Annotated in this window: 19 protein-coding genes and 2 pseudogenes; 9 read left to right on the top strand and 12 right to left on the bottom strand. The window is 63.1% G+C overall.

Annotated elements, in window-relative coordinates; translation table 11 throughout:
- Positions 1 to 2: 2 nt before the first annotated feature.
- Both AR540_RS16095 and AR540_RS16090 read right to left on the bottom strand, forming a co-directional pair.
- Complete coding sequence (locus AR540_RS16095; protein WP_059230218.1) at positions 3 to 953, bottom strand: GGDEF domain-containing protein; 951 nt, start codon at positions 951 to 953, stop codon at positions 3 to 5.
- Between the two features lie 205 nt (positions 954 to 1158).
- Positions 1159 to 1815: an alpha/beta hydrolase gene (locus AR540_RS16090; RefSeq protein ID WP_442963797.1), complete on the bottom strand. Its 657-nt coding sequence runs from the start codon at positions 1813 to 1815 to the stop codon at positions 1159 to 1161.
- A 357-nt stretch (positions 1816 to 2172) separates the two neighbouring features.
- Between AR540_RS16090 and AR540_RS16085 the strand changes: the two genes are divergently transcribed.
- The 7 genes from AR540_RS16085 to AR540_RS16055 all read left to right on the top strand — a co-directional run bounded on the left by AR540_RS16085 (position 2173) and on the right by AR540_RS16055 (position 8823).
- Positions 2173 to 3201 (top strand): amino acid ABC transporter substrate-binding protein, encoded by a 1029-nt coding sequence (locus AR540_RS16085; protein ID WP_059230216.1) that lies wholly within the window; start codon positions 2173 to 2175, stop codon positions 3199 to 3201.
- Between the two features lie 98 nt (positions 3202 to 3299).
- Positions 3300 to 4487 (top strand): amino acid ABC transporter permease, encoded by a 1188-nt coding sequence (locus AR540_RS16080; protein WP_059230215.1) that lies wholly within the window; start codon positions 3300 to 3302, stop codon positions 4485 to 4487.
- 9 nt (positions 4488 to 4496) lie between these two features.
- Entirely contained in the window at positions 4497 to 5597 is a 1101-nt protein-coding gene (locus AR540_RS16075; protein ID WP_059230214.1) for an amino acid ABC transporter permease, read from the top strand.
- A gap of 10 nt (positions 5598 to 5607) precedes the next feature.
- Positions 5608 to 6375: an amino acid ABC transporter ATP-binding protein gene (locus AR540_RS16070; RefSeq protein ID WP_059230213.1), complete on the top strand. Its 768-nt coding sequence runs from the start codon at positions 5608 to 5610 to the stop codon at positions 6373 to 6375.
- A gap of 506 nt (positions 6376 to 6881) precedes the next feature.
- Positions 6882 to 7574, top strand: coding sequence for a phosphatidylcholine synthase (gene pcsA, locus AR540_RS16065; protein ID WP_153014265.1), 693 nt, complete (start codon positions 6882 to 6884; stop codon positions 7572 to 7574).
- Positions 7571 to 7897, top strand: coding sequence for a GIY-YIG nuclease family protein (locus AR540_RS16060; RefSeq protein WP_442963799.1), 327 nt, complete (start codon positions 7571 to 7573; stop codon positions 7895 to 7897). The genes pcsA and AR540_RS16060 overlap by 4 nt, the downstream gene beginning before the upstream one ends.
- The gene (locus AR540_RS16055; RefSeq protein ID WP_059230210.1) at positions 7885 to 8823 is read left to right on the top strand and encodes a glutathione S-transferase family protein; all 939 of its coding nucleotides are present in this window, start codon (positions 7885 to 7887) and stop codon (positions 8821 to 8823) included. Before AR540_RS16060 ends, AR540_RS16055 begins: the two co-directional genes overlap by 13 nt.
- A 60-nt stretch (positions 8824 to 8883) precedes the next feature.
- On the opposite strand, the gene AR540_RS16050 is transcribed toward AR540_RS16055, so the two are convergent.
- From AR540_RS16050 to AR540_RS16030, 5 genes are all read right to left on the bottom strand, one after another.
- Positions 8884 to 9504, bottom strand: a complete 621-nt coding sequence (locus tag AR540_RS16050) for a flavin reductase family protein (RefSeq protein ID WP_059230209.1) — start codon at positions 9502 to 9504, stop codon at positions 8884 to 8886.
- A gap of 9 nt (positions 9505 to 9513) precedes the next feature.
- Positions 9514 to 9984 (bottom strand): metallophosphoesterase family protein, encoded by a 471-nt coding sequence (locus AR540_RS16045; RefSeq protein WP_059230208.1) that lies wholly within the window; start codon positions 9982 to 9984, stop codon positions 9514 to 9516.
- Between the two features lie 9 nt (positions 9985 to 9993).
- Entirely contained in the window at positions 9994 to 11523 is a 1530-nt protein-coding gene (locus tag AR540_RS16040) for an apoptosis inducing factor family protein (protein ID WP_059230207.1), read from the bottom strand.
- A 77-nt stretch (positions 11524 to 11600) separates the two neighbouring features.
- Positions 11601 to 12515 carry a cation diffusion facilitator family transporter gene (locus AR540_RS16035; RefSeq protein WP_059230206.1) on the bottom strand — a complete coding sequence of 305 codons (915 nt, stop codon included), beginning with the start codon at positions 12513 to 12515 and terminating at the stop codon, positions 11601 to 11603.
- Entirely contained in the window at positions 12515 to 12940 is a 426-nt protein-coding gene (locus AR540_RS16030) for a hypothetical protein (protein ID WP_059230205.1), read from the bottom strand. Before AR540_RS16030 ends, AR540_RS16035 begins: the two co-directional genes overlap by 1 nt.
- 102 nt (positions 12941 to 13042) lie before the next feature.
- Between AR540_RS16030 and hrpB the strand changes: the two genes are divergently transcribed.
- The gene (gene hrpB / locus AR540_RS16025) at positions 13043 to 15562 is read left to right on the top strand and encodes an ATP-dependent helicase HrpB (RefSeq protein ID WP_059230204.1); all 2520 of its coding nucleotides are present in this window, start codon (positions 13043 to 13045) and stop codon (positions 15560 to 15562) included.
- A gap of 36 nt (positions 15563 to 15598) precedes the next feature.
- Here hrpB and AR540_RS16020 read toward each other — a convergent pair whose 3' ends face one another.
- Together AR540_RS16020 and AR540_RS25655 are read right to left on the bottom strand one after the other, a co-directional pair.
- Entirely contained in the window at positions 15599 to 16402 is an 804-nt protein-coding gene (locus AR540_RS16020; protein WP_059230203.1) for a nucleotidyltransferase domain-containing protein, read from the bottom strand.
- Between the two features lie 792 nt (positions 16403 to 17194).
- On the bottom strand, positions 17195 to 17599 hold the full coding sequence (locus AR540_RS25655; protein ID WP_059230202.1) for a hypothetical protein: 405 nt from the start codon (positions 17597 to 17599) through the stop codon (positions 17195 to 17197).
- On the opposite strand from AR540_RS25655, the pseudogene AR540_RS26115 reads away from it, so the two are divergent.
- A pseudogene (locus AR540_RS26115) lies at positions 17598 to 17975 on the top strand (translesion DNA synthesis-associated protein ImuA); the annotation flags it as partial. The gene AR540_RS25655 and the pseudogene AR540_RS26115 sit on opposite strands and share 2 nt — an antisense overlap.
- A gap of 8 nt (positions 17976 to 17983) precedes the next feature.
- On the opposite strand, the pseudogene AR540_RS24930 reads toward AR540_RS26115, so the two are convergent.
- The 3 genes and pseudogenes from AR540_RS24930 to AR540_RS16000 all read right to left on the bottom strand — a co-directional run.
- Positions 17984 to 19143: pseudogene (locus tag AR540_RS24930) on the bottom strand (IS3 family transposase); the annotation flags it as partial.
- 58 nt (positions 19144 to 19201) lie between these two features.
- Positions 19202 to 19564: a hypothetical protein gene (locus tag AR540_RS24925; protein ID WP_082707026.1), complete on the bottom strand. Its 363-nt coding sequence runs from the start codon at positions 19562 to 19564 to the stop codon at positions 19202 to 19204.
- A gap of 64 nt (positions 19565 to 19628) precedes the next feature.
- Positions 19629 to 20918: a cation:dicarboxylate symporter family transporter gene (locus tag AR540_RS16000; protein ID WP_059230201.1), complete on the bottom strand. Its 1290-nt coding sequence runs from the start codon at positions 20916 to 20918 to the stop codon at positions 19629 to 19631.
- Positions 20919 to 20985: the final 67 nt, after the last annotated feature.

Below are 20985 nucleotides of genomic sequence, written 5' to 3'. Positions count from 1 at the left end.
GGCTAGCCACAGATCCGATTCCGCCCGGCGCCCTTGGCCTGGTAGAGCGACTTGTCGGCACGCCCTACCAGTTCGTCGAGGGTATCGGCCTTGCGCATCTGCGCCAGGCCGATGGATACGGTGACGCCCGGCAGTTTGCCGCAGGGTGAATAGAAATCTTTGATGTCCGCCAGGCTCTGGCGCAGGCGTTCGGCGATGGCCATGGCCTCTTCGCGGTCGATCTCCGGCAGCAGGATGACGAACTCCTCGCCACCGTAGCGGGCCATGCTGTCCTTGGGACGCAGCTGATCCCGCAGCGTATTGGCTACCAGGCACAGCGCATAGTCGCCCGCCAGGTGCCCATGGGTATCGTTGTAGTGCTTGAAGTGATCCACATCGAGCATCAGCAGGCTCAGCGGCTGCCGATTGAAGGCGCAGCGGGTGCTTTCGCGCTCGAACAGTTGCTCGAGTCGCCGGCGATTGAACAGGCCGGTCAGGGTATCGACGTTGGCGTTGCGTTCGGTGTCGACGATGAGCTGGTTGCCCCGGCGCATCCGCTCGCAGAGGATACCGAGCAGGTTGTGCATGGCCTTGGCCGAGCGCTCGATCAACTCCAGCACCAGGTCGCGATGCAGGCAGAGGACCCGGGTGTCGGCCTCGGCGATGACGTGGGCACTGGGTCGCTCGCTGTCCAGGAAACTGATCTCGCCCGAGCACTCACCCACCCCCAGCAGATAGATGGGAGGATTCTCCGGAGAGCCCAGGTGCACGCGCAGCCGTCCCTCGAGGATAAGGTACATATAGTGGTTGGGCTGCGCGGGCGACAGCAGGCATTCGCCGGCCACCAGGCTACGCGTCGCCGAACGGGCGATAAGGGCTTCCAGCAGATGGGTTTCCACACCTTTGAACAGGCGCAGATCCTTCAGGGAAGAGACCGGCACTTCGGCCAACCATAGCGACAAGGGCGCAGCCATCAACAGATCACCCCATGGGCTGAAAGGAAAACTCGGACCATAGCTGCTCCATGCACATCACGACCTTCAGGCACCCACACTGGACCGGACGAGCCTCGCAAAGTTCGTTCGTTTCCCGCCATGGAAGCCCGCTTTCAGCGCCAGATGTCGCGAAGTGTCGACCGGTTTCCAAAAATCGCCCTGGAGCGAAATGCTGCCTTTCGTGTCAGCCGAGGCGGTCCTGCAACCAGGCCTGGATGTCCTTGATTTCCGCCGGAATGACCTCGTGACGCATGGGATAGTCGTGCCAGAGCGCTTCCACGCCCGCGGCGGTCAGCGCCTCGTAGGCGGCGCGTCCCAAGGCGAGGGGCACCACGTCGTCCTGGACGCCATGCAGGCAGAGCGCCGGCGTGGTGGCGCCGCGGTTCGACTGGTCACCGTCGAAGCTGGGTGCGTAGGTCGAGAGCGCCATGACGCCACCGAGCGTCACGCAAGGCGTGTTGTAGGCGGCGTGTAACACCACTGCGCCACCCTGGGAGAAGCCCGCCAGCACGATGCGTTCGGCAGGGATGCCCAGACCGCGCTGCTGCGCGATGAGCGCCTGGACCGTGGCGGCCGATTCTTCGAGCTGCGCCCGGTCGATGGCGCGGGCGGGATTCATGGCCAGGATGTCGTACCAGGAGGGCATGGCCCAGCCACCGTTGATGGTGACCGGGCGGGTCGGTGCCTGGGGCAGGATGAAGCGCGTACGCTTGAGCGTCTGTTGCAGCAGCTCGGCCACCGGCTCGAAGTCGTGCCGGGAGGCACCCAGGCCATGCAGCCAGATGACGCAACTATCGGCCGATCCGGCAGCCGATTCCAGCACAAGAGGAAGGTTTTCCAAGGTTTTGCTCCAAAATGGGGCTCTCAAAGAGCGGTGTGGTAACAGTTGGTGCGCAGGATCAATGTCGCATTATCGTAATTTTTTCCGGCGATTTTTTGCCAGAAGTCCACGAGCCGGCGGTTTGCGCAGGGAGCGGTGTTGTCGCATCCGCTGGTCCGCTAATTGCCTCAATCAATGCACGACCGGGCAGTGCACCAACAGGTAACACCGCTGCCCTGCCTGGTTGCGCCCATGTCAGACCGCTGTCTTCGCGTTGCCGGGGATCGCTGGTTCGGGCAGGTTGCACGGTCATCACGCGAGAGACATCGCGGTGCCGTGCCGCTGGAACGCAATTCATAAACACATTGGAGCTTATCGATGAAGATGGTGAAGTCCACCCTGGCAATTCTGACCACCGCCGCCGCCCTGGGTCTTTCCAGCATGGCTCACGCGGGCGCTACTCTGGATGCAGTAAAGAACAAGGGGTTCGTGCAATGCGGCGTCAGCGATGGCCTGCCGGGTTTCTCCTTCACCGACTCCAAGGGTGAATACAAGGGTATCGACGTGGACGTCTGCCGCGCCGTCGCCGCCGCCGTGTTCGGCGATGCCTCCAAGGTGCGTTTCACCCCCCTCACCGCCAAGGAGCGCTTCACCGCGCTGCAGTCCGGCGAGATCGACGTCCTGTCGCGCAACACCACCTGGACCAGCTCCCGCGATGGCGGCATGGGCCTGATGTTCACCGCCGTGACCTACTACGATGGCCAGGGTTTCCTGGTGAACAAGAAGCTGGGTGTGAAGAGCGCCAAGGAGCTGGACGGCGCCACCGTGTGCATCCAGGCCGGTACCACCACCGAGCTGAACCTGGCTGACTACTTCCGCTCCAGCGGCATGAAGTTCACCCCCATCACCTACAGCACCTCCGATGAAAGCGCCAAATCCATGGAAGCCGGTCGTTGCGACGTGTTGACCTCCGACCAGTCGCAGCTCTATGCCCAGCGCATCAAACTGGCCAAGCCCGACGACTACGTCGTATTGCCCGAGGTCATCTCCAAGGAGCCCCTGGCTCCCGCCGTCCGTCGTGGCGACGAAGACTGGTTCACCATCGTCAAGTGGGCACAGTTCGCCATGGTCAGCGCCGAAGAGCTGGGTCTGACTTCCGCCAACGTGGAAGCCCAGGCCAAGGATTCCAAGAACCCCGACGTCCGTCGCCTGCTGGGCACCGATGGCGAGTTCGGCAAGGACCTGAAGCTGCCGAAAGACTGGGCACTGAACATCATCAAGCAGGTCGGCAACTACGGCGAAGTCTTCGAGCGTAACGTCGGCATGGGTTCCGACCTGAAGATCAAGCGTGGTCTCAACGCCCTGTGGAACGCAGGCGGCCTGCAGTACTCCCCGCCGGTCCGTTGATCTCGGCGCCTTAGTCGCCGACACCTTCCGGATGTGCAGATTCTCGCCCTGCAGCGCTTTCGCGCTGCGGGGCGAGGGTTTAATGAGGCTTCCAGTAGATGCAAAACGTTAGCAAAACCTCGCCACCAGTCCGTGGGTCGCTACTGACCGACCCGCAGGTACGTTCGTGGCTGTTCCAGGTCGTCGCCGTCGTCGCCGTCGTGGCCTTCGGCTGGTTCCTGTTCAACAACACCCAGACCAACCTGTCTCACCGGGGGATCACCTCGGGCTTCGGTTTCCTCAACAACTCCGCCGGCTTCGGCATTCCCCAGCACCTGATTCCCTATACCGAGGGTGACACCTACGGCCGGGTATTCCTGGTCGGCCTGCTCAACACCCTGCTGGTCTCGGTGATCGGCATCGTGCTGGCGACCATCATCGGCTTCACGGTGGGCGTGGCGCGGTTGTCCAGCAACTGGCTGCTGCGCAAGGTCGCCACGATCTATATCGAGATCTTCCGCAACATTCCGCCGTTGCTGCTGATCTTCTTCGTCTACTTCGCCGTCCTCGCGCCGCTGCCTGGCCCGCGCCAGAGTCTGAGCCTGGGTGACGCCTTCTTCGTCAACAACCGCGGCCTGTACATGCCGGCCCCGAGCGCGGATGCGGGCTTCATCCCGGGCCTGATCGCGTTTCTGATCGCCGTCGTGGCGAGCGCCGTCGTGTTCCGTTGGGCACGCAAGCGTCGACATGCCACCGGCGAGCGCTTCCCGGTGCTGTGGACGATCCTGGCGCTGGTGATCGGCCTCCCGCTGCTGGCGGCACTGGTGTTCGGCAAGCCGTTCCATTGGGAGCTGCCGGAGCTGCAAGGTTTCAACCTGCGCGGTGGCTGGGTGATCATCCCGGAACTGGTTTCGCTGGCATTGGCGCTGTCGGTCTACACCGCCGCCTTCATCGGTGAGACGGTACGGGGCGGTATCCAGGCGGTCAGCCATGGTCAGACCGAAGCGGCCAGCTCCCTGGGCCTGCGTCCCGGGTTGACGCTACGCCTGGTGATCATTCCCCAGGCTATGCGGGTGATCATTCCCCCGCTGACCAACCAGTATCTGAACCTGATGAAGAATTCCTCCCTGGGGGCCGCGGTGGGCTATCCGGAGATGGTGGCGCTGTTCGCCGGTACTACGCTGAACCAGACCGGCCAGGCCATCGAGACCATGGCCATCACCATGAGCGTGTACCTGGCCATCAGCATCAGCATCAGCATCCTGATGAACTGGTACAACAAGCGCATCGCGCTGATCGAGCGTTAAGGAGCGCGTATGAGTAACCAGACCCATACCTTCAAACCGGACCTGCCGCCGCCGCCCTCCAGCGTCGGTGTCCTGGCCTGGATCCGTGGCAACCTGTTCTCCAGCGTCGGCAATACCCTGCTGACCCTGCTCGGCCTCTACCTCGTCTGGCTGATCGTGCCGCCGGTGGTGAACTGGGCCTTCCTCAATGCCACCTGGAGTGGCACGACGCGGTCCGATTGCGCGCCGGGCGGTGCCTGCTGGGTGTTCATCAAGGAACGCATCGGCCAGTTCATGTACGGCTTCTACCCCGAAGACCAGCGCTGGCGGTTCGATCTGACCGTGGTGCTGGCCGTGGTCGGCGCCATTCCGCTGTTCCTCGACAGCTTCAAGCACAAGGCCCGCTACGGCCTGTCCCTGCTGGTGATCTTCCCACTGGTCGCCTTCTGGCTGCTGTACGGTGGTCTGGGCCTGCGCGTGGTCCCCACCAGCGAGTGGGGCGGCCTGATGCTGACCATCGTCATCGCGGCGGTGGGCATCGTCGGCGCGCTGCCGCTGGGCATCCTGCTGGCCCTGGGACGACGCTCCAATCTGCCGGCGATCAAGGTCATCTCCGTGACCATGATCGAGTTCTGGCGGGGTATCCCGCTGATCACGGTGCTGTTCCTGTCGTCGGTGATGCTGCCGCTGTTCCTGCCCGAGGGCATGAACCTCGACAAGCTGCTGCGCGCCATCGTCATGGTGATCATCTTCGAGGCCGCCTACATCGCCGAGGTGGTCCGCGGTGGCATGCAGGCCATTCCCAAGGGCCAGTACGAAGCCGCTGCCGCGATGGGCCTGGGCTACTGGCGCACCATGGGCCTGGTGATCCTGCCCCAGGCGTTGAAGCTGGTGATCCCGGGCATCGTCAACACCTTCATCGCGCTGTTCAAGGATTCGAGCCTGGTGATCATCATCGGCCTGTTCGACCTGCTCAACAGCATCAAGCGCGCCACCTCGGACCCGGCCTGGCTGGGCATGTCCACCGAGGGCTATGTGTTCGCAGCGCTGATCTACTGGGTTTTCTGTTTCGCCATGTCCAGCTACTCCGCTCGCCTGGAGCGCAAGCTGAACACCGGCCACAAGCGTTAGGAGTCATCAGATGAACGTAAGCAACAAGCAGCAGGTCGACAGCAGCAAGGTCATGATCCAGCTCAAGGACGTGAACAAGTGGTACGGCCAGTTCCACGTGCTCAAGGACATCAACCTGACCGTGACCCAGGGCGAGCGCATCGTGCTGTGCGGCCCCTCCGGCTCGGGCAAGTCCACCACCATCCGTTGCATCAACCGCCTGGAAGAGCACCAGAAGGGCCAGATCATCGTCGATGGCACCGAACTGACCAACGATCTCAAGCAGATCGAGACCATTCGCAGCGAAGTCGGCATGGTGTTCCAGCACTTCAACCTCTTCCCGCACCTGACCGTGCTGCAGAACTGCACCCTGGCGCCCATGTGGGTGCGCAAGATGCCGAAGAAGCAGGCCGAAGAGATCGCCATGCACTATCTGCAGCGGGTACGCATCCCCGAGCAGGCCCACAAGTATCCTGGGCAACTCTCTGGCGGCCAGCAGCAGCGGGTGGCCATCGCCCGGGCGCTGTGCATGCAGCCACGCATCATGCTGTTCGATGAGCCGACCTCGGCCCTCGACCCGGAGATGGTGAAGGAGGTACTGGACACCATGATCGGCCTGGCCCAGGACGGCATGACCATGCTTTGCGTGACTCACGAGATGGGCTTCGCTCGCACCGTGGCGAACCGGGTGATCTTCATGGACAAGGGCGAGATCGTCGAACAGGCCGCACCGGACCAGTTCTTCGACAATCCGCAGAACGAGCGGACCCGACTGTTCCTGGGGCAGATCCTGCACTAAGAACCTGTACAAGTCTGCTGCGCGTCGGCCAAACGGCGTTGAACAGACCCTGGGTCGCCAGCCCGGCCTGGGCGGCCCCGTCGCCATGCTCATTTACCACGCGTAAACTCGAGCGCGAGTCCGATCTGCTTCCTCAGGTCTTTGATTCGCTGGCGCTCCCCCTTCGGGCCAGCCATTGGCTGTTACTCCCGCTGGTCGTTGCGCCTTGTTTGGCTCTGGCTCGCGAGACGTTGAACAGGTTCGGTGTGTCCGGGGCGGGCCTCGGTCCGCCCCGTCAGCCTGCGAACCCAATCACGGGCGTTCGGCGGGAAGGCGGGCAAAGCGCGCCAAGGCGCGGTATCCTCGATCTTTGGCGCCCGGTTCCCGGGGTCGGCGGCTGAGGTTCGCCCTGCCGTGCACAGGCTTCTTCGCCGATTTCGTGACGCATCGTTAGAACATGCGCTGCGCCGGGCAGTCGAAGCCGTCATCATAGAGAGACGCCCGTGAACTCCATTTCCCATCCGCTCATGCTGACAAAAGCCAAAGCCTGGAGCGCCCATGCGGTGACTTCCAGCGGTGTGATCCTCGCGCTCCTGGCGCTGCTTGCCCTGGTCGACGGCCAGCCCAAGGGTTGCCTCATGTGGCTCGGCATTGCGCTGCTCGTCGATGGCCTCGACGGCACCCTGGCGCGCAAGTTCGAGGTCAAGCGGGTGCTGCCGCATTTCGATGGCTCCGCCCTGGACCTGGTGGTCGACTACCTGACCTACGTCTTCATCCCGGCGATCTTCATCTATCGCTTCGTTCCGCTGCCTGTGCACTTCGAGCTGGTGGCGGTGGGCATCATCCTATTGTCGTCGCTGTTCTGTTTCTGCAATGTGAACATGAAGAGCGCGGACAATTACTTCGTCGGCTTCCCCGCGGCCTGGAACGTGGTGGCGCTGTACTTCTACGTGTTGGACCTGGCGCCCTGGTTCAGCATGGCGGTGGTGCTGGTGCTGGCGGCCCTGACCCTGACCCGGGTCAAGTTCCTGCACCCCTTCCGAGTCCGCCAGCTGATGGCGCTGAACATCACCGTGACCTCCATCTGGTTGCTGAGCAGCGCCCTGATGGTGTTCGTGCATCCCGACAAGCCGCTGTGGCTGATGGTGCTCTGGTTCGCCAGCGGCATCTACTTCGTCGGCGTGTGCGTCTGGCGTACCGCGCGGGAGTGGTTCGCCTGACGGTGAGCGACGCCCCTCCGCCATCCGCGCGCACCTGGTATGTCTACCTGGTGCGCGCCGAGAACCAGGCGCTCTACTGCGGCGTCAGCGACGATCCCGAGCGCCGTTTCGCCCAGCACCGCAGCGGCCGCGGTGCCCGTTTCTTTTCCTCCAGCCCGGCCCAGGCGCTGGTCTACGTGGAGGCCTGCGCAGACAAGTCGAGCGCGCTGCGCCGGGAAATCCAGATCAAGAAACTACCCAAACGAGCCAAGGAAGCGCTGGTGCTGGCCCTGCCCGCCGCGCTGCCAACGGTTGCCTCAGGAGCACTGTCATGTCCGAGTTGATTCTGCATCACTACTGGCAATCGCCCTTCGCCGAGAAGGCGCGCCTGCTGCTGGGCTTTAAAGGCCTCGCCTGGCGCTCGGTGATCATCCCGCGGATGTTGCCCAAGCCCGAATTGACGGCGCTGACCGGTGGCTATCGCAAGACGCCGGTGCTGCAGGTGGGGGCCGACGTCTATTGCGACACCGCGCTGATCGCTCGCCGCCTGGATGCCGAAAAGGCGATGCCGGCGTTGTTTCCGCAAGGGCAGGAGGCGGTCGTCGCGGCCTTCGCCGCCTGGGCCGATTCGGTAGTGTTCCAGCATGCGGTGGCGCTGATCTTCCAACCGGAGATCATGGGGCCGCGCCTGGCCAGTCTGCCACCGGAGCACGCTCAGGCCTTCCTCGATGACCGCAAGGCACTGTTCAGTGGCGGCAGCCTGAGCCGACTGACGCCCGAGCAGGCCCGGCAGCAGCTGACAACCTTGCTGACGCGTCTGGAGACCCAGCTGCAGCGCAGTCGGGGCGACTATCTGTTCGGTGCGCCGTCGGTGGCCGATATCGCCTTGGCGCACAACTTCTGGTTCCTCAAGAGCACGCCGCAACTGGCACCTCTGGTAGACGAGCGTCCTGCGATCGCCGCCTGGTTCGCGCGGGTACTGGGGTTCGGTCATGGTACCTATGAAGAACTCGATGCCGGTGAAGCCTTGAACATCGCCGAGGCGGCGGAACCTGTGGCCCTGCCGCGCGACCAGGCCATTCCGGTGGAAGGTTTCGCCTGGGGTGATCGGGTGAGCGTGGCCGCGACCGATTATGGGGTGGACCCGGTGGTGGGGGAGCTGGTCCATGCCGACGCCGAGTCCCTGGTGGTCCGCCGTCACGACGAGCGCCTGGGGGCCATCCAGGTGCATTTCCCGCGGCTGAACTTCCGCGTCGGTGCGGCGGAGTAGCGCGGTGCGGTGACAGGAACGGCGCCCTAGGGCGCCGTTTTGCTTTCCCGGGCTGGCCGATCAGTCCGGACGGCGCATCCGAAACAGCGCGGACTCGGTGATCTCGAAGTAGTCGGCTGGGCCACCGCCGCGGACGATGGGGCGGGCGGCGGCGGTCTGATAGATGCCGTCCTTCAGCAGGCGCTTGTCGATATGGGCGGCGACCACTTCGCCCAGCACCAGCCACTGATCCAGGTCATCTCCGGCTGCGGTCTTGAGACGGACGATCTGGCTCAGCTTGCACTCGAAGGCTACCTGGGCGCGCGCCACTCGCGGCACCTTGACCACCGTCGAAGCGGCAGGCTCCAGACCGGCCAGGGCGAATTCGTCCACGTCCGGGGCGACCATGGCGCTGCTGGCGTTCATTTCCTCGGCCAGTTCGCGGGTGGCCAGGTTCCAGACGAATTCGCCGGTGCGCTCGATATTGGCCACGCTGTCCTTGTAGCCCTGGCTGGAGAAGCCGATCAGCGGCGGCTTGTAGTTGAAGGCGTTGAAGAAACTGTAGGGCGCCAGATTGAGGATGCCGGTTTCGCTGTGAGAGGAAATCCAGCCGATGGGGCGTGGGGCGATGATGGCGTTGAAGGGGTCATGGGGCAGGCCATGGCCCTGGCTGGGTTCGTAGAAATGGTAGTCGATGGTCATCGGGATTCCTTAGAGGGGGAGTTCCAGGATCTCGGCCTGGACTTGGCCGGCATCCAGGGTCAGGCGGCCGACGCTGATGGGGAGGCGAAAGCGACGCGGACCGGCGCTGCCGGGATTGACGTAGAGTACGCCATCGCGCTCCTCGATCAGCGGCTTGTGCGAATGGCCGCTGATGACCACGCGCACCTGGGCGTCCACGCCCGCCAAGTCCAGCTCCGGCAGGATGTGCAGCATATGGATGCCAACGTCGGCCAGGGTCAGGGTGATGCGTTCGGGAATCTCGTCGGCCCAGGGCGCATCGTCATTGTTACCCCGCACCACGGCCAGCGGGGCCAGCTCGCGCAAGCTATCGAGAATCTCGGGCTTGCCGATGTCGCCGGCGTGGAGGATGAAGTCACTGCCGGCCAGGGCCGCCAGGGCCTCGGGCCGCAGCAGACCATGGGTGTCGGCGATGAGGCCGACGTGATAGGGCTTGGCCATGGCGGTTCCTCAGTTGGCCTGGACGATGTCCAGGGCCTCGGCGCGCCCCAGCGGCTGGCGCAGACGCTGGGCCAGGATGGCGGTGGCACGCTCGCGCTGGCAGGCCACGACGCCGACCACCTGATCCTCGGCCAGCAGCAGGGAGACGAAGGTCTGGTCGCCCAGGCTGCCGTCGAGGTGCATGTCGTCCCACTGCCGTGGATGGCCCAGGTATTCGTATCTCTTGCCGTGGTGCAGCGTCCAGAAGAACGGTACGTCCTCGTAGCCTTCGGCGTGGCCGAGCAGGTTGCGCGCCGCCAGGCGGCCGTGTTGCTGGGCCAGGCGCCAGTGTTCGATGCGGGTCGGCTGACCGGCGAAGGGGAAGGTGGCCAAGTCACCCGCCGCATAGAGACCCTCGGCGGCCTTGAGCTGGGCATCCACCGGGACGCTGTCGTCATCCGCCAGCGGCAGATTGGCGATAAAGCCGGTCGCCGGCGCGATGCCGGTGCCGATCAGGACGAGATCGGCGGGTAGGCGGGTACCGTCCTTGAGTCTGACCTGGCGAACCTGATCGTCGCCTTCGAAACCCACCACTTCGCTGGGTGCATGAAAGGTCACGCCGTTGGCCTCGTGCAGGGTCTTGAAATGCTGACCCAGGGTCTCGCCCATTTGCTTGACGAAGGGCAGGGAGGCGGGGGCTACCACGTCCACCGCCAGCCCCTGCTGGCGCAGGGCGGAGGCGGCTTCCAGGCCGATGAAGCTGGCGCCGACGATCACCACGCGGCCCACGTCGGGCAGGTCGGTCAGGATGGCAGCGGCATCGGCGCGGGTGCGCAGCAGGTGAATGCCCTCGAGGTCGGCACCTGGTACGGCCAACGGCTTGGGGGTGCCACCGGTGGCGAGCACGCAGCCGTCATAGGTCAGGGTCTGGCCATTGCCCAGTTCCAACTGGCGAGCTTGGGCGTCCAGGCGTACCACCTCGGCGTGCAGGCGCTCGATGCGCTGCTGGCGGAAGAAGTCGGGCTCGCGCAGCGGCGGGGCTTCCTCCGGGGCCTGGTCGCCTTGCAGGACGAATTTGGAGAGCGCGGTACGATCATAGGGCTCGCCGGGTTCGCGGCCGATCAACAGGAGGCGCCCGCCGAAGCCGAATTCGCGCAGAGCGGCCGCAGCCGCCGTACCCGCAGCGCCCGCGCCGACGATGACGAACAGGCGGTCACCGTGCTGGACTTCCGGGGTCTGCGGCGGCAGCGGCTCGGTGCCGACCCGTACCTCGCCGTCGCGGACTTCCACCGGATAGCGCTGCAGGGCGTCCAGCGCCGGCGGCTCGCACAGGCTGCCATCGTCGATGGCGAAGCTCGCCTTGTGCCAGGGGCAGACCAGCCGACCCTGGCAGACGGCGCCGTCTGCCAGGGGGGCGCCGGCGTGGGGGCACTGGGCCTGGAAGGCACGGACCTCGTCGCCGACGCGTAGCAGCAGGATTTCGCTGTCTTCGATCTCGACTTTGGTACCGCGGTCTTCGCGCAGGTCGGCGAGGCGCGCGACCGGGTGCAGCGTTTTCATCGTTATCTCCCGGCGCTCTTGGGGGCGCTCTCTCAGGCTCAGGAGATTCGAGAGAGCGCAGCGGCGCCGGGTTCCGCTCAGCTGGCGGGCGGCAGGGGATGGCGGTGCGGGACGTCGGGGGCATCCAGCGGATCGGCGTGGACCAGCACCTCGGCCTGGGGATATTCGGCGTGGATGGCGGCTTCCACCTCTTCGCACAGCACATGGGCGCGGGACAGGCTGATCTCGCCCGGCAGTTCCAGGTGCAGTTGCACGAACCAGTGATTGCCGGAGATGCGGGTACGCAGGTCGTGGGCACCCGCCACGCCGGGCACCTGGCAAGCCAGCTGGAGCATGTGCTCGCTAATGTCGGTGGGCAATTCCTGATCCATCAACACGCCAAAGGAGTCTCGGGCGATGCCATAGGCGCTCCAGAGGATGTACAGGGCGATGGCCAGGCCGAACAGCGGGTCCAGCCAGTACCAGCCGAAGCCGGTCAGCGCCAGGGCGATGAGGATGCCCAGGTTGAGCAGCAGGTCGGAGCGGTAGTGCAGGGCATCGGCACGCACCACGGTGGAGTGGGTGAGGCGGATGACATGCTGCTGGTAAGCCACCAGGACGGCGGTCAGCGCCAGCGAGAAGAGGGTGACGGCGATGCCTAGCGCCTGGGCACCCAGGGGCTCGGGTCGTTGCAGGCGGCCGATGGCCTGCCAGGCGATGAGTACGGCGCTGATCCCGATGAAGACCGCCTGGGCGATACCGGCGAGGGATTCGGCCTTGCCGTGACCGTAGCGATGGTCGTCATCGGCTGGCTTGAGGGCGTAGTGCACCGCCAGCAGGTTGAATACCGAGGCGAGCCCGTCGAGCAGCGAATCGGTCAGGCCGGCGAGCAGGCTGACCGAGCCGCTGAACCACCAGGCGACGGCTTTGGCCAGGATCAGCGTCGTCGCCACCGCGACCGAGGCGGCGGTGGCACGACGCAGCAGTCGCTCGGTGCGGTGGGGGTCGCTCATCAGGCGCGGGGTGCGAGACCCAGGCTGGCGAGCTGTTCGGTGTTGCCACTGCGCTGCAGCAGACGCGGGTCGTCCAGCGGCAGGGTGCGGCCGGTAGTCTGCTGGATGATGGCCTTGAGGCGCGCGCGATCGACGCTGCCGTCCGGGTTGACGGCCTTGTTCAACTCGGCCGGGTCCACTTCGGCACGCTTGTTGTCGGGCAGGTAGATGGCGCCACTGGCGAAGTCCACGCCGAAGGCGATCAGGCCCGGGATGATGTAGAACAGCAGACCGATGGCATCCAGGGCGACGATGCCCGGGTCGATACGACCGCTGCCGGTGATCTGGCCGCGGCGTTCGGGATAGAACAGGGTGCCGCAGGCGGTCAGTTGGGTGAAGAGGGCGGCGGCGAGGACGCCACACACCGCGCGGGTACGCATCGACATAGACAACCTCCTGGTGGATGAGGCCGCCACTATAGCGGCCGGAATCACGGCGGGCGAGACGCTTTATACTGCCCGCCCCGTTGAGACCACCGGCCGTGCCAAATGACGCCCTTGCCCATCGATGTTGTCCTGCCCGAGCTGCGCCAGGTCCTCGCCAGCCGCGATGACTGCGTGCTGGAAGCGCCGCCCGGTGCCGGCAAGACCACCCGGGTGCCCCTGGCGTTGCTGGAGGAACCCTGGCTGGCCGGCCAGCGCATCCTGCTGCTGGAGCCGCGCCGGTTGGCGGCCCGCGCCGCGGCCGAGCGCCTGGCTGCGGAGCTGGGCGAGGCCGTGGGCGAGACGGTGGGCTATCGCATCCGCCTGGAGAGCAAGGTCGGGCCGCGTACCCGCCTCGAGGTGGTCACCGAGGGCATTCTCACCCGTCGACTACAGGACGACCCGGCGCTGGACGGCGTCGGCCTGGTGATCTTCGACGAATTCCACGAGCGCAGCCTGGACGCCGACCTGGCCCTGGCGCTGACCCTGAGCGGCCGCGAGTTGCTGCGCGACACGCCGCTCAAGGTGCTGGTGATGTCCGCCACCCTGGAAGGCGAACGCCTCGCGGCGCTGCTAGATGGAGCACCGGTGGTGCGTAGCGAAGGACGGATGTTTCCGGTCGCGACCCGCTGGAGCCGGCCGCTGGGCCAGGATGAGCGCCTGGAGGCGCGGGTGGCCGCCACGGTGCTGCAGGCGCTGGACGAGGAGTCCGGTAGCCTGCTGGTGTTCCTGCCCGGTCAGGCGGAAATCCGCCGCACTGCCGAGCGGCTGGCCGAGCAGCTGCCGGCCGGGGTGCTGCTCTGCCCGCTGCATGGCGAGCTGGAGCTGGCCGCCCAACGCGCCGCCATCGAGCCGGCACCGGCCGGCAGCCGCAAGGTGGTGCTGGCCACCAACATCGCCGAGACCAGCCTGACCATCGAAGGCGTACGGGTGGTGGTGGACGCGGGGCTGGCGCGGGTGCCGGCCTTCGATCCCGGCAGCGGCATGACCCGCTTGACCACCCGGCGTATCTCCCGCGCCTCGGCTACCCAGCGCCAGGGGCGTGCGGGACGGTTGGAGCCGGGAGTCTGCTATCGACTCTGGTCGGAGGAGCTGCATCGGCAGTTGCCGGCCTACGACAGCGCCGAGATCCTCCAGGCCGACCTGGCCGGGCTGGCGCTGCAATTGGCGCGCTGGGGCATGAGCGCCGAGGAGTTGGCCTGGCTCGATCCACCGCCCGCCGCAGCCCTGGCCCAGGCTCGCGACCTGCTGCTGCGCCTGGGTGCGCTGGACGAACAGGGTGCGCTCACCCCCCACGGCCAGGCCATGAGCGGCCTGCCGGCCCATCCGCGCCTTGCACATCTATTGTTGCGCGGCCAGAACTGGGGCCTGGCCGAGCGCGCCTGCGAGATCGCTGCGCTGCTGGGCGAGCGCGACCTGGCACCGGGGCAGGGCGCCGACCTGCATACCCGCCTGCTGCTGCTGGCCGGCGAAGGTCGGGGCCCACGCGGGGGCGTGGCGCGGATTCGCCAACTGGTCCGCCAGTACCGCGGCCTGTTGCGCGGCCAGCCCGCAGCGCCGGTGGCCGACCCTGAACACCCGCGCTGGACCGGGGCGCTGCTGGCCTGCGCCTATCCGGACCGCATCGCCCAGCAGCGCAAGGCGGGCGGCCAGGACTATCGGCTGGCCAATGGCCGAGCCGCCAGTTTTGGCGAGCCGGATGCGCTGATGAAATCCCCCTGGCTGGTGGTGGCCGACCTGGGCAGTCGCCAGGGGCAACGCGAAGAGCGCATCTACCTGGCCGCCGAACTGGACCCGGCGCTGTTCGACGGCCCCCTGGCCGAGCAGATCGTGCGCCACGACGAACTGGATTGGGACGAACGCGAGGGCGTGCTGCGTGCCGAGCGCCAGCGGCGGATCGGCCAACTGGTGCTGAGCCGCGAACCCTTGAAGAACCTGGACGCCGCTGCCCGCAGCCGGGCGCTGCTCGACCTGGTGCGCCGCAAAGGCCTGGAGTTGTTGCCCTGGACGCCCGAGCTGCGCCAGTGGCAAGCGCGCGTCGGCCTGCTGCGCGAACTCGACCGGCAGCAGGGCGGCGCGAGCGATTGGCCGGACGTCAGCGACAGGGCGCTGCTGGCTACCCTGGAGGCTTGGCTGCTGCCCTATCTGGATCGCGTCACCCGCCTGGCCCACTTCGCCAACCTGGACCTGGCCGCCATGCTCCAGGGCCTGCTGCCCTGGCCGTTGCCACGGCAATTGGACGAGCTGGCGCCGTGCAGCCTGACGGTACCCTCGGGTTCCAGCATCCGCCTGGATTACAGCGAGCGACCACCGGTACTGGCGGTACGGCTGCAGGAGCTGTTCGGCCTGGCCGACACGCCGCGCATCGCCGGCGGGCGCCTGGCGGTCAAGCTGCACCTGCTCTCGCCGGCGCGGCGTCCGGTACAGGTCACCCAGGACCTGGCGAGTTTCTGGGCCAACACCTATGGCGAGGTGAAGAAGGACCTCAAGGGGCGCTATCCCAAGCTATTCGCTAAGTTAGATCCATGGGTTGAATCGCTTAACCAAGAAGCATTGACAAAGGGTAGTGGCAAGAAACACACCTGACGTCTAGGTTCTGTACGAAAAGTCGCCGAGCGAAGGTTAGGCGAGGCGAAAAAGGCTGAGGAAGCGGAGTTTACGAGTGGTAAATGAGCACTCCGAAGCCTTTTTCAACGAAGCATCACCGAGCGCAGGCATTTTTCGTACAGACCCTAGGTCCCGCAGTGCATACAGGTCTATGTACCTGCCATCGACGCCGTCGTAGCGAGGTACGAACCAGTTATACGCCGCGACCGTCAGGCCCATGCTTGGCGTGTTTTTATGGCCGATTTTTGCATCTCGCCAGCGCTTGAGCGCCCGTACACACCGGCGAAATTGGTCGCGATCTTTGCCTGAAAACCGATTGGTGATTGTCGCTGTCAGCTCTTGAGCTTCGGATGGCTTCCATTCCCTATCAGATGTCGGCGTGGTGTCTCTACACCAGGCGATCTGCGTTTGGCCGATGGCGTTCGTGCAGTAAACGGCAAGGTCTATGTGATGGAGGGGAACCTCGGCCCGGTAATAGGTGACAGTCACACAAGGACGGCGAATCAAGGCCACGCGGTTGTGCCGTTCTAGAGCATCGCGAACGTATTTTTTTAGAACCAGAGGATCAGGATAGTCGCTCGGCGAGCAGTCGAAAAGCACACCTATATCCATGTCCGGGTTACCGCCCAAGGGATAGATACCCGTGTCCAGTGCATAGCTACCTTGGCTAAAGGTAGTGAAAGGGGGCGCATCCTCGCTGATGTTTTTATTTAGGTCTTCAAGCAGCGTATCGCGTCTGTCACGGAGTTCTTCGCTCCGGTCATACCCGTAAAGAATTGCCTGATGGAAGCTTTCAAACTGAGCTTGCGCGCGAGCCACGTGCCTTCCTCCTACCTGTGTTGTACACGAGATTATGGCCTTTTGATGGCCATGGGCAACATCGTTTCCCCTGCATCTTGAGCAGGACGCGTTTCAATACCTATCCGCTCTTTGTGGAAGTAGTCTGGCAAATTTCAATCGGCATACTTCGGCCATGACGTTCGTTCGTGTCTAGCTCAAGGCTTTGATGCAAAGATCCTGAGGTGCGCAGCATGAAATATAAATTGCGATAATTAAGTGGTAGACCGTTTAAACATAATCGATAGGCGTTGTGAAAACCTGACTAAGTGGTTGATGGCGTGTGCCGAAGCAAAGGCCTCCTTGACCTGTCGCGCGCTCTAGATCACTGACTATGCGTGCGTTTGGGGATTGATGGCCGCCACCACTTGGTTTGCAATCTCAAGTCACGTCGGTGTGAGGAGTCTTCTTTCAGGCCGCTACTCTAGGAACTGCAGCCTGTAGGATCTAAGGGTGTCTGAATTCGATGCCCGTTAGGTCTCAACCTCAACCGGTTTTCTGTAGGTGCGGAATCAAGCGGAGCCAGGTAGCGCCGCTAGGACGCCGTTTCGCTTCTACCGTTCGTCGGTGTCAAGCTTGCTGGGAACCCTTTCGCTTATTACTGTCTATCCATACAGTATCCTGAAAGGAGGTTTACCCCATGTCCATTTCGCACGCCATCCCTCGTCCCTGCCACGGTTGTCCCGGTCGTTCTGTCGAGTACCAGAAGGTCATGGCTTCAGGGATTGAGCAGGTGGGCCGTTATGGACATGCTTGGTGATGAGCAGGATAGCTTTACAGCAGCAGTCCCTGTTCCGTCCCACAGAGCTGACGTACTGCCGCAACCTCGTTGATCTGCTGACTGAAGAACTGGACCAGGTGCGTCAGTGCCTCGGGCAAGCCCAGCGCGCCAATCGCATTCTGGTCGCTGAGCGGGATGCCCTGACGGCGGAGGTACAGCGCCACCGACTGCGCTACGTCCAGTTCGTACAGGAGGAAAACCAGCGCCACGTGCCCCGGGGTGACCGGCTCATTCCCGACGACCGTGACGACCCGCTCTCGCGTGCCCAGCGTCATATCCTGCGGCTGGAGTCGATGAACTCCGTCCTGCACGCTGACCTCTTCAAGGTACGCGCGCAGCTGCAGGTGCTGCTCACTGAACGAGGCAGCTCGCCGTCGGCGCCGACGGGGGTGCGGCATGGATAACGCGGCCACCAATGTCGTTGCGCTCGACTCCCTGCTCGATAGTCGGCGCGTGTGGCGTGGGCAGAGTCCCCACATCGACGACGCCAGCACCCAGCCAACCGGGCACTCGGCGCTCGACGCCCAGCTACCCCTCGGCGGTTGGCCTGATGCCGCCCTGACTGAAATCTTAAGCGCTCGGCCGGGCCTGGGTGAGCTGACCCTCGTATGGCCGACACTGGCGCGACTCACCGCCGCCGGCGAGCGCGTGGTGCTGATCGCTCCCCCCTACCTGCTCTATCCACATGCGTGGCTGCAGGCTGGCGTCGACCTTGGCCGGCTGAGCGTTATCCAGGTCCAGGGCAAGGACGTGCTGTGGGCGGCAGAGCAGTGTAGTGGTCTACTGATCCCGGACACTGAATTGAGTCTTTCCTCAGCGACCGCAGGCGCTAGCCCTTCGTTGAACTGATGCGGTCGCCGCCAGTTGTATCGCTCCATCAGGAACCGGCCGATATCCTGTTGCGCTAGCGCAGCGCTCATGTACCCCACCGTCGGTATCCATTCACTTTTTAGGCTGCGAAATAGTCGCTCCATCGGCGCATTATCATGACAGTTGCCGCGACGACTCATGCTCTGTGTGAAGCGGTATCGCCATAGTCTCTGGCGGAAACTCCGGCTGCCGTATTGGCTGCCTTGGTCGCTGTGAAACAGCACATTCTGAGGCCGACCACGCTGCTCATAGGCCATATCCAATGCCTTGATCACCAGGTCGGCATCAGGCTTGGCTGAGAACGCCCAACCTACAACACGGCGGGCACAAAGGTCGATGACAGCCGCCAGGTAGTGCCATTGGCCTTCAGCCCAGACGTACGTAATGTCACCGCACCAGACCTCGTTCGGGGATGTAATGTTGAACTCACGATCAAGCACGTTCGGGATATCAGGCCGCTCCACGGTCGCCTTTTTGTAGGCATGGGAGCCCGGCTGTTTGCTGACCAAGTTCATCTCGCGCATCAACTTACGTACCTTGAATCGCCCGATCTGCATGCCATCCTCTTTCATCATCAGCATGATGCTCCGGCTGCCCGCAGCGCTTCGGCTTTGCGTAAACAGCTCGTTCACGCGGCTGCGCAAAAACACCCGCTCGGCATCCGGATACCGACGTTTTCGGCAGTACGCGTAGTAGCAAGATCGAGTGACTTCAAAGACCGAGCACAATAGATCAACCGGCTCTTCTGAGCGGAGTTGATCAACTAACGCGAGCGCTCGTGTTCCTCGGCCATCAAGAGCGCGGTAGCCTTTTTTAAGATAGATTTTTCCCGTTCCAGCCGATTGATCCGAGCTTCCAGTTCTTGGATTTTTTGCTGCTCAGGTGTCAACGCCTTGCTGGTCGGGGTGACGCCGCCACGCTCCTGCTGGAGCTGGCTGACCCACCGGCGCAATGCTGATTCAACTAACCCGAGCGACCGCGCTGCCTCGATGTGGCTGTAGCCTTGGTCGAGCACCAGGCTGGCGGCTTCACGTTTGAATTCGGGGGTAAAAGTTCGTCGTTGTCTGTCCATCGAACACCTCTGTATGGCGACATCTTCGCCTAAAAAGGTGTCCGGGGTGAGTAGACCACTACAGCTCAGCCACAGAGGCTGCATTTGCCCCCTCTTGATTCACTACTGCCACCCCAGCTTTGGTGCACGCTTCAACGTCAACGGTATCGAAGCCTGCACCGCCTGAAGATACGCAGAGGAGCTGCGAGCACTGCGCCAGCAACTGCGCCGTTACCCACCATTGGCGTGGGAGTTCATCCTTGGCGGCAGAGACATGGTAGGCGTGGGCTTTAGATAAACCCATGGCGGTGATGTCATCGAACTCTCTTGCTGGAAGTTCACTCACCTTTACCCGCAGCTCCTGTTGGATCACTTCGTCGAAGATGGGATCAATCCACAAATCAAGTCTGCAAACGTTTATTGCTTCACCTGTACGTACCATCTCGCCGCACCTCTCGTTACAGATCTTCTTGTCCCTTGACGTGCCGTAGAAATAAACAGCGCTCTCAAGCCGATTCGTTCTGCGCGTGTCCAGCCGAGCAGTTGCGTGCATCGGCTCGTGTCTCTCTTCTCTCCTCGCACTTAGCAATCACTAAGGGGGCGAGGGCATTACCAAGCACATTGAGAGCGGTAGTTGGCATGTCCATCAAACGGTAAACCCCGGCGATGAAGGCGATACCCTCCAGTGGCAAACCTGCGCTGGCCAACGTTGCGGACAAAATGACAAACATAAATCCCGGTACCCCGGCTGCTCCTTTCGAGGTCAGGACCATCGTGACGACTAGGAGGGCTTGAGTGGAGAGGCTAAGGTCGATCCCATAGAGCTGAGCGACGAACAACGTGCCTATGCCCAGGAAAAGCGACGCTCCATCCAGATTGAAAGAGTAGCCAATAGGGACAACGAAGCTCACCAAGGAACGCGGTGCTCCAAAGGTCTCCAGCTTGGCCATGAGCTGGGGCATGACTGCAGCGGAACTTGCACTGGAAAATGCCAGGATAAGCTCGTCCTTCAGATGCTTTATCAAGCCGATGAAATCAATACCTGCAAACTTTGCAATGGAGCCCAGGACGGCAAAAGCGAAGAATATGATCGCGGCGTAACTCACCAGGATGAGCTTTACCAATGGAAGGAGTGATGCAAAACCGAAGTTCGAGACTGTCACCGCGATCATGCCGAAAACGCCAATTGGCGAGTACGCCATGATCATCGACGTGACCTTGAACATCGCCTCAGAAACTCCGCGGAGGCTATCGATCAGCGGCTGCTTCCTTTCTGTTGGAAGCTTTGACAAGCCAAGTCCGAACATCACCGCAAAAATGAGTACTGGGAGTAGATTACCCTTCGCCATGGCATCGACAATGTTGTCAGGAATAATATTGACAATAATCTGTGCAAAGCTGTGGTTGGCAGTGCCTGTCGCTGCAACGTTGACATCAGCTGCTTTGAGGCTGGCCATGTCCGTTCCTGTACCTGGCTCCAGTACATTACCAATGACTAAACCTACAATGATGGCAGTCGTGGTAACGGCAAAGAAATAGCACAGGGTTTTAGCACCAACGCGACCTAAAGATTTCCCATCCCCATTACCTGCAATACCCACAACCATACAGGCAAATACGATGGGAACTACAATCATTTTCATTAGACGAATGAAAATATCGCCCGCCGGCTGTAGAATGTTGCTAATCATCCACGGTCGCGATTCTGGAAACTGATGAAGGATTGCACCAGCTATGATACCAGCAGCCAGCCCCAACATTATTTGAACAACTAGCGGTATGCGTGGCTTATTCATGGCAATGCGCCCTTTAACAAAATAAACTGGTCATGCGCGCCTCGAAAGGCGCGAATGGATGGTAGAT

Source organism: Pseudomonas sp. EpS/L25 (assembly GCF_001512295.1).
In the GTDB taxonomy this organism is placed as follows: Bacteria; Pseudomonadota; Gammaproteobacteria; order Pseudomonadales; family Pseudomonadaceae; genus Chryseomonas.
The sequence above is the reverse complement of the archived record's forward strand: the minus strand, read 5'-3'. Positions and strand labels throughout refer to the sequence as shown.

Bases quoted from the DNA above. Each gene is read 5' to 3' on its own strand.
- AR540_RS16040 (WP_059230207.1), bottom strand. From the start codon at position 11,523: ATGAAAACGCTGCACCCGGTCGCGCGCCTCGCCGACCTGCGCGAAGAC.
- AR540_RS16085 (WP_059230216.1), top strand. From the start codon at position 2,173: ATGAAGATGGTGAAGTCCACCCTGGCAATTCTGACCACCGCCGCCGCC.
- AR540_RS16095 (WP_059230218.1), bottom strand. From the start codon at position 953: ATGGCTGCGCCCTTGTCGCTATGGTTGGCCGAAGTGCCGGTCTCTTCC.
- AR540_RS25655 (WP_059230202.1), bottom strand. From the start codon at position 17,599: ATGCCGCACCCCCGTCGGCGCCGACGGCGAGCTGCCTCGTTCAGTGAG.
- AR540_RS16045 (WP_059230208.1), bottom strand. From the start codon at position 9,984: ATGGCCAAGCCCTATCACGTCGGCCTCATCGCCGACACCCATGGTCTG.
- AR540_RS16055 (WP_059230210.1), top strand. From the start codon at position 7,885: ATGTCCGAGTTGATTCTGCATCACTACTGGCAATCGCCCTTCGCCGAG.
- pcsA (WP_153014265.1), top strand. From the start codon at position 6,882: ATGCTGACAAAAGCCAAAGCCTGGAGCGCCCATGCGGTGACTTCCAGC.
- hrpB (WP_059230204.1), top strand. From the start codon at position 13,043: ATGACGCCCTTGCCCATCGATGTTGTCCTGCCCGAGCTGCGCCAGGTC.
- AR540_RS24925 (WP_082707026.1), bottom strand. From the start codon at position 19,564: ATGGTACGTACAGGTGAAGCAATAAACGTTTGCAGACTTGATTTGTGG.
- AR540_RS16080 (WP_059230215.1), top strand. From the start codon at position 3,300: ATGCAAAACGTTAGCAAAACCTCGCCACCAGTCCGTGGGTCGCTACTG.
- AR540_RS16000 (WP_059230201.1), bottom strand. From the start codon at position 20,918: ATGAATAAGCCACGCATACCGCTAGTTGTTCAAATAATGTTGGGGCTG.
- AR540_RS16075 (WP_059230214.1), top strand. From the start codon at position 4,497: ATGAGTAACCAGACCCATACCTTCAAACCGGACCTGCCGCCGCCGCCC.
- AR540_RS16035 (WP_059230206.1), bottom strand. From the start codon at position 12,515: ATGAGCGACCCCCACCGCACCGAGCGACTGCTGCGTCGTGCCACCGCC.
- AR540_RS16030 (WP_059230205.1), bottom strand. From the start codon at position 12,940: ATGTCGATGCGTACCCGCGCGGTGTGTGGCGTCCTCGCCGCCGCCCTC.
- AR540_RS16050 (WP_059230209.1), bottom strand. From the start codon at position 9,504: ATGACCATCGACTACCATTTCTACGAACCCAGCCAGGGCCATGGCCTG.
- AR540_RS16070 (WP_059230213.1), top strand. From the start codon at position 5,608: ATGAACGTAAGCAACAAGCAGCAGGTCGACAGCAGCAAGGTCATGATC.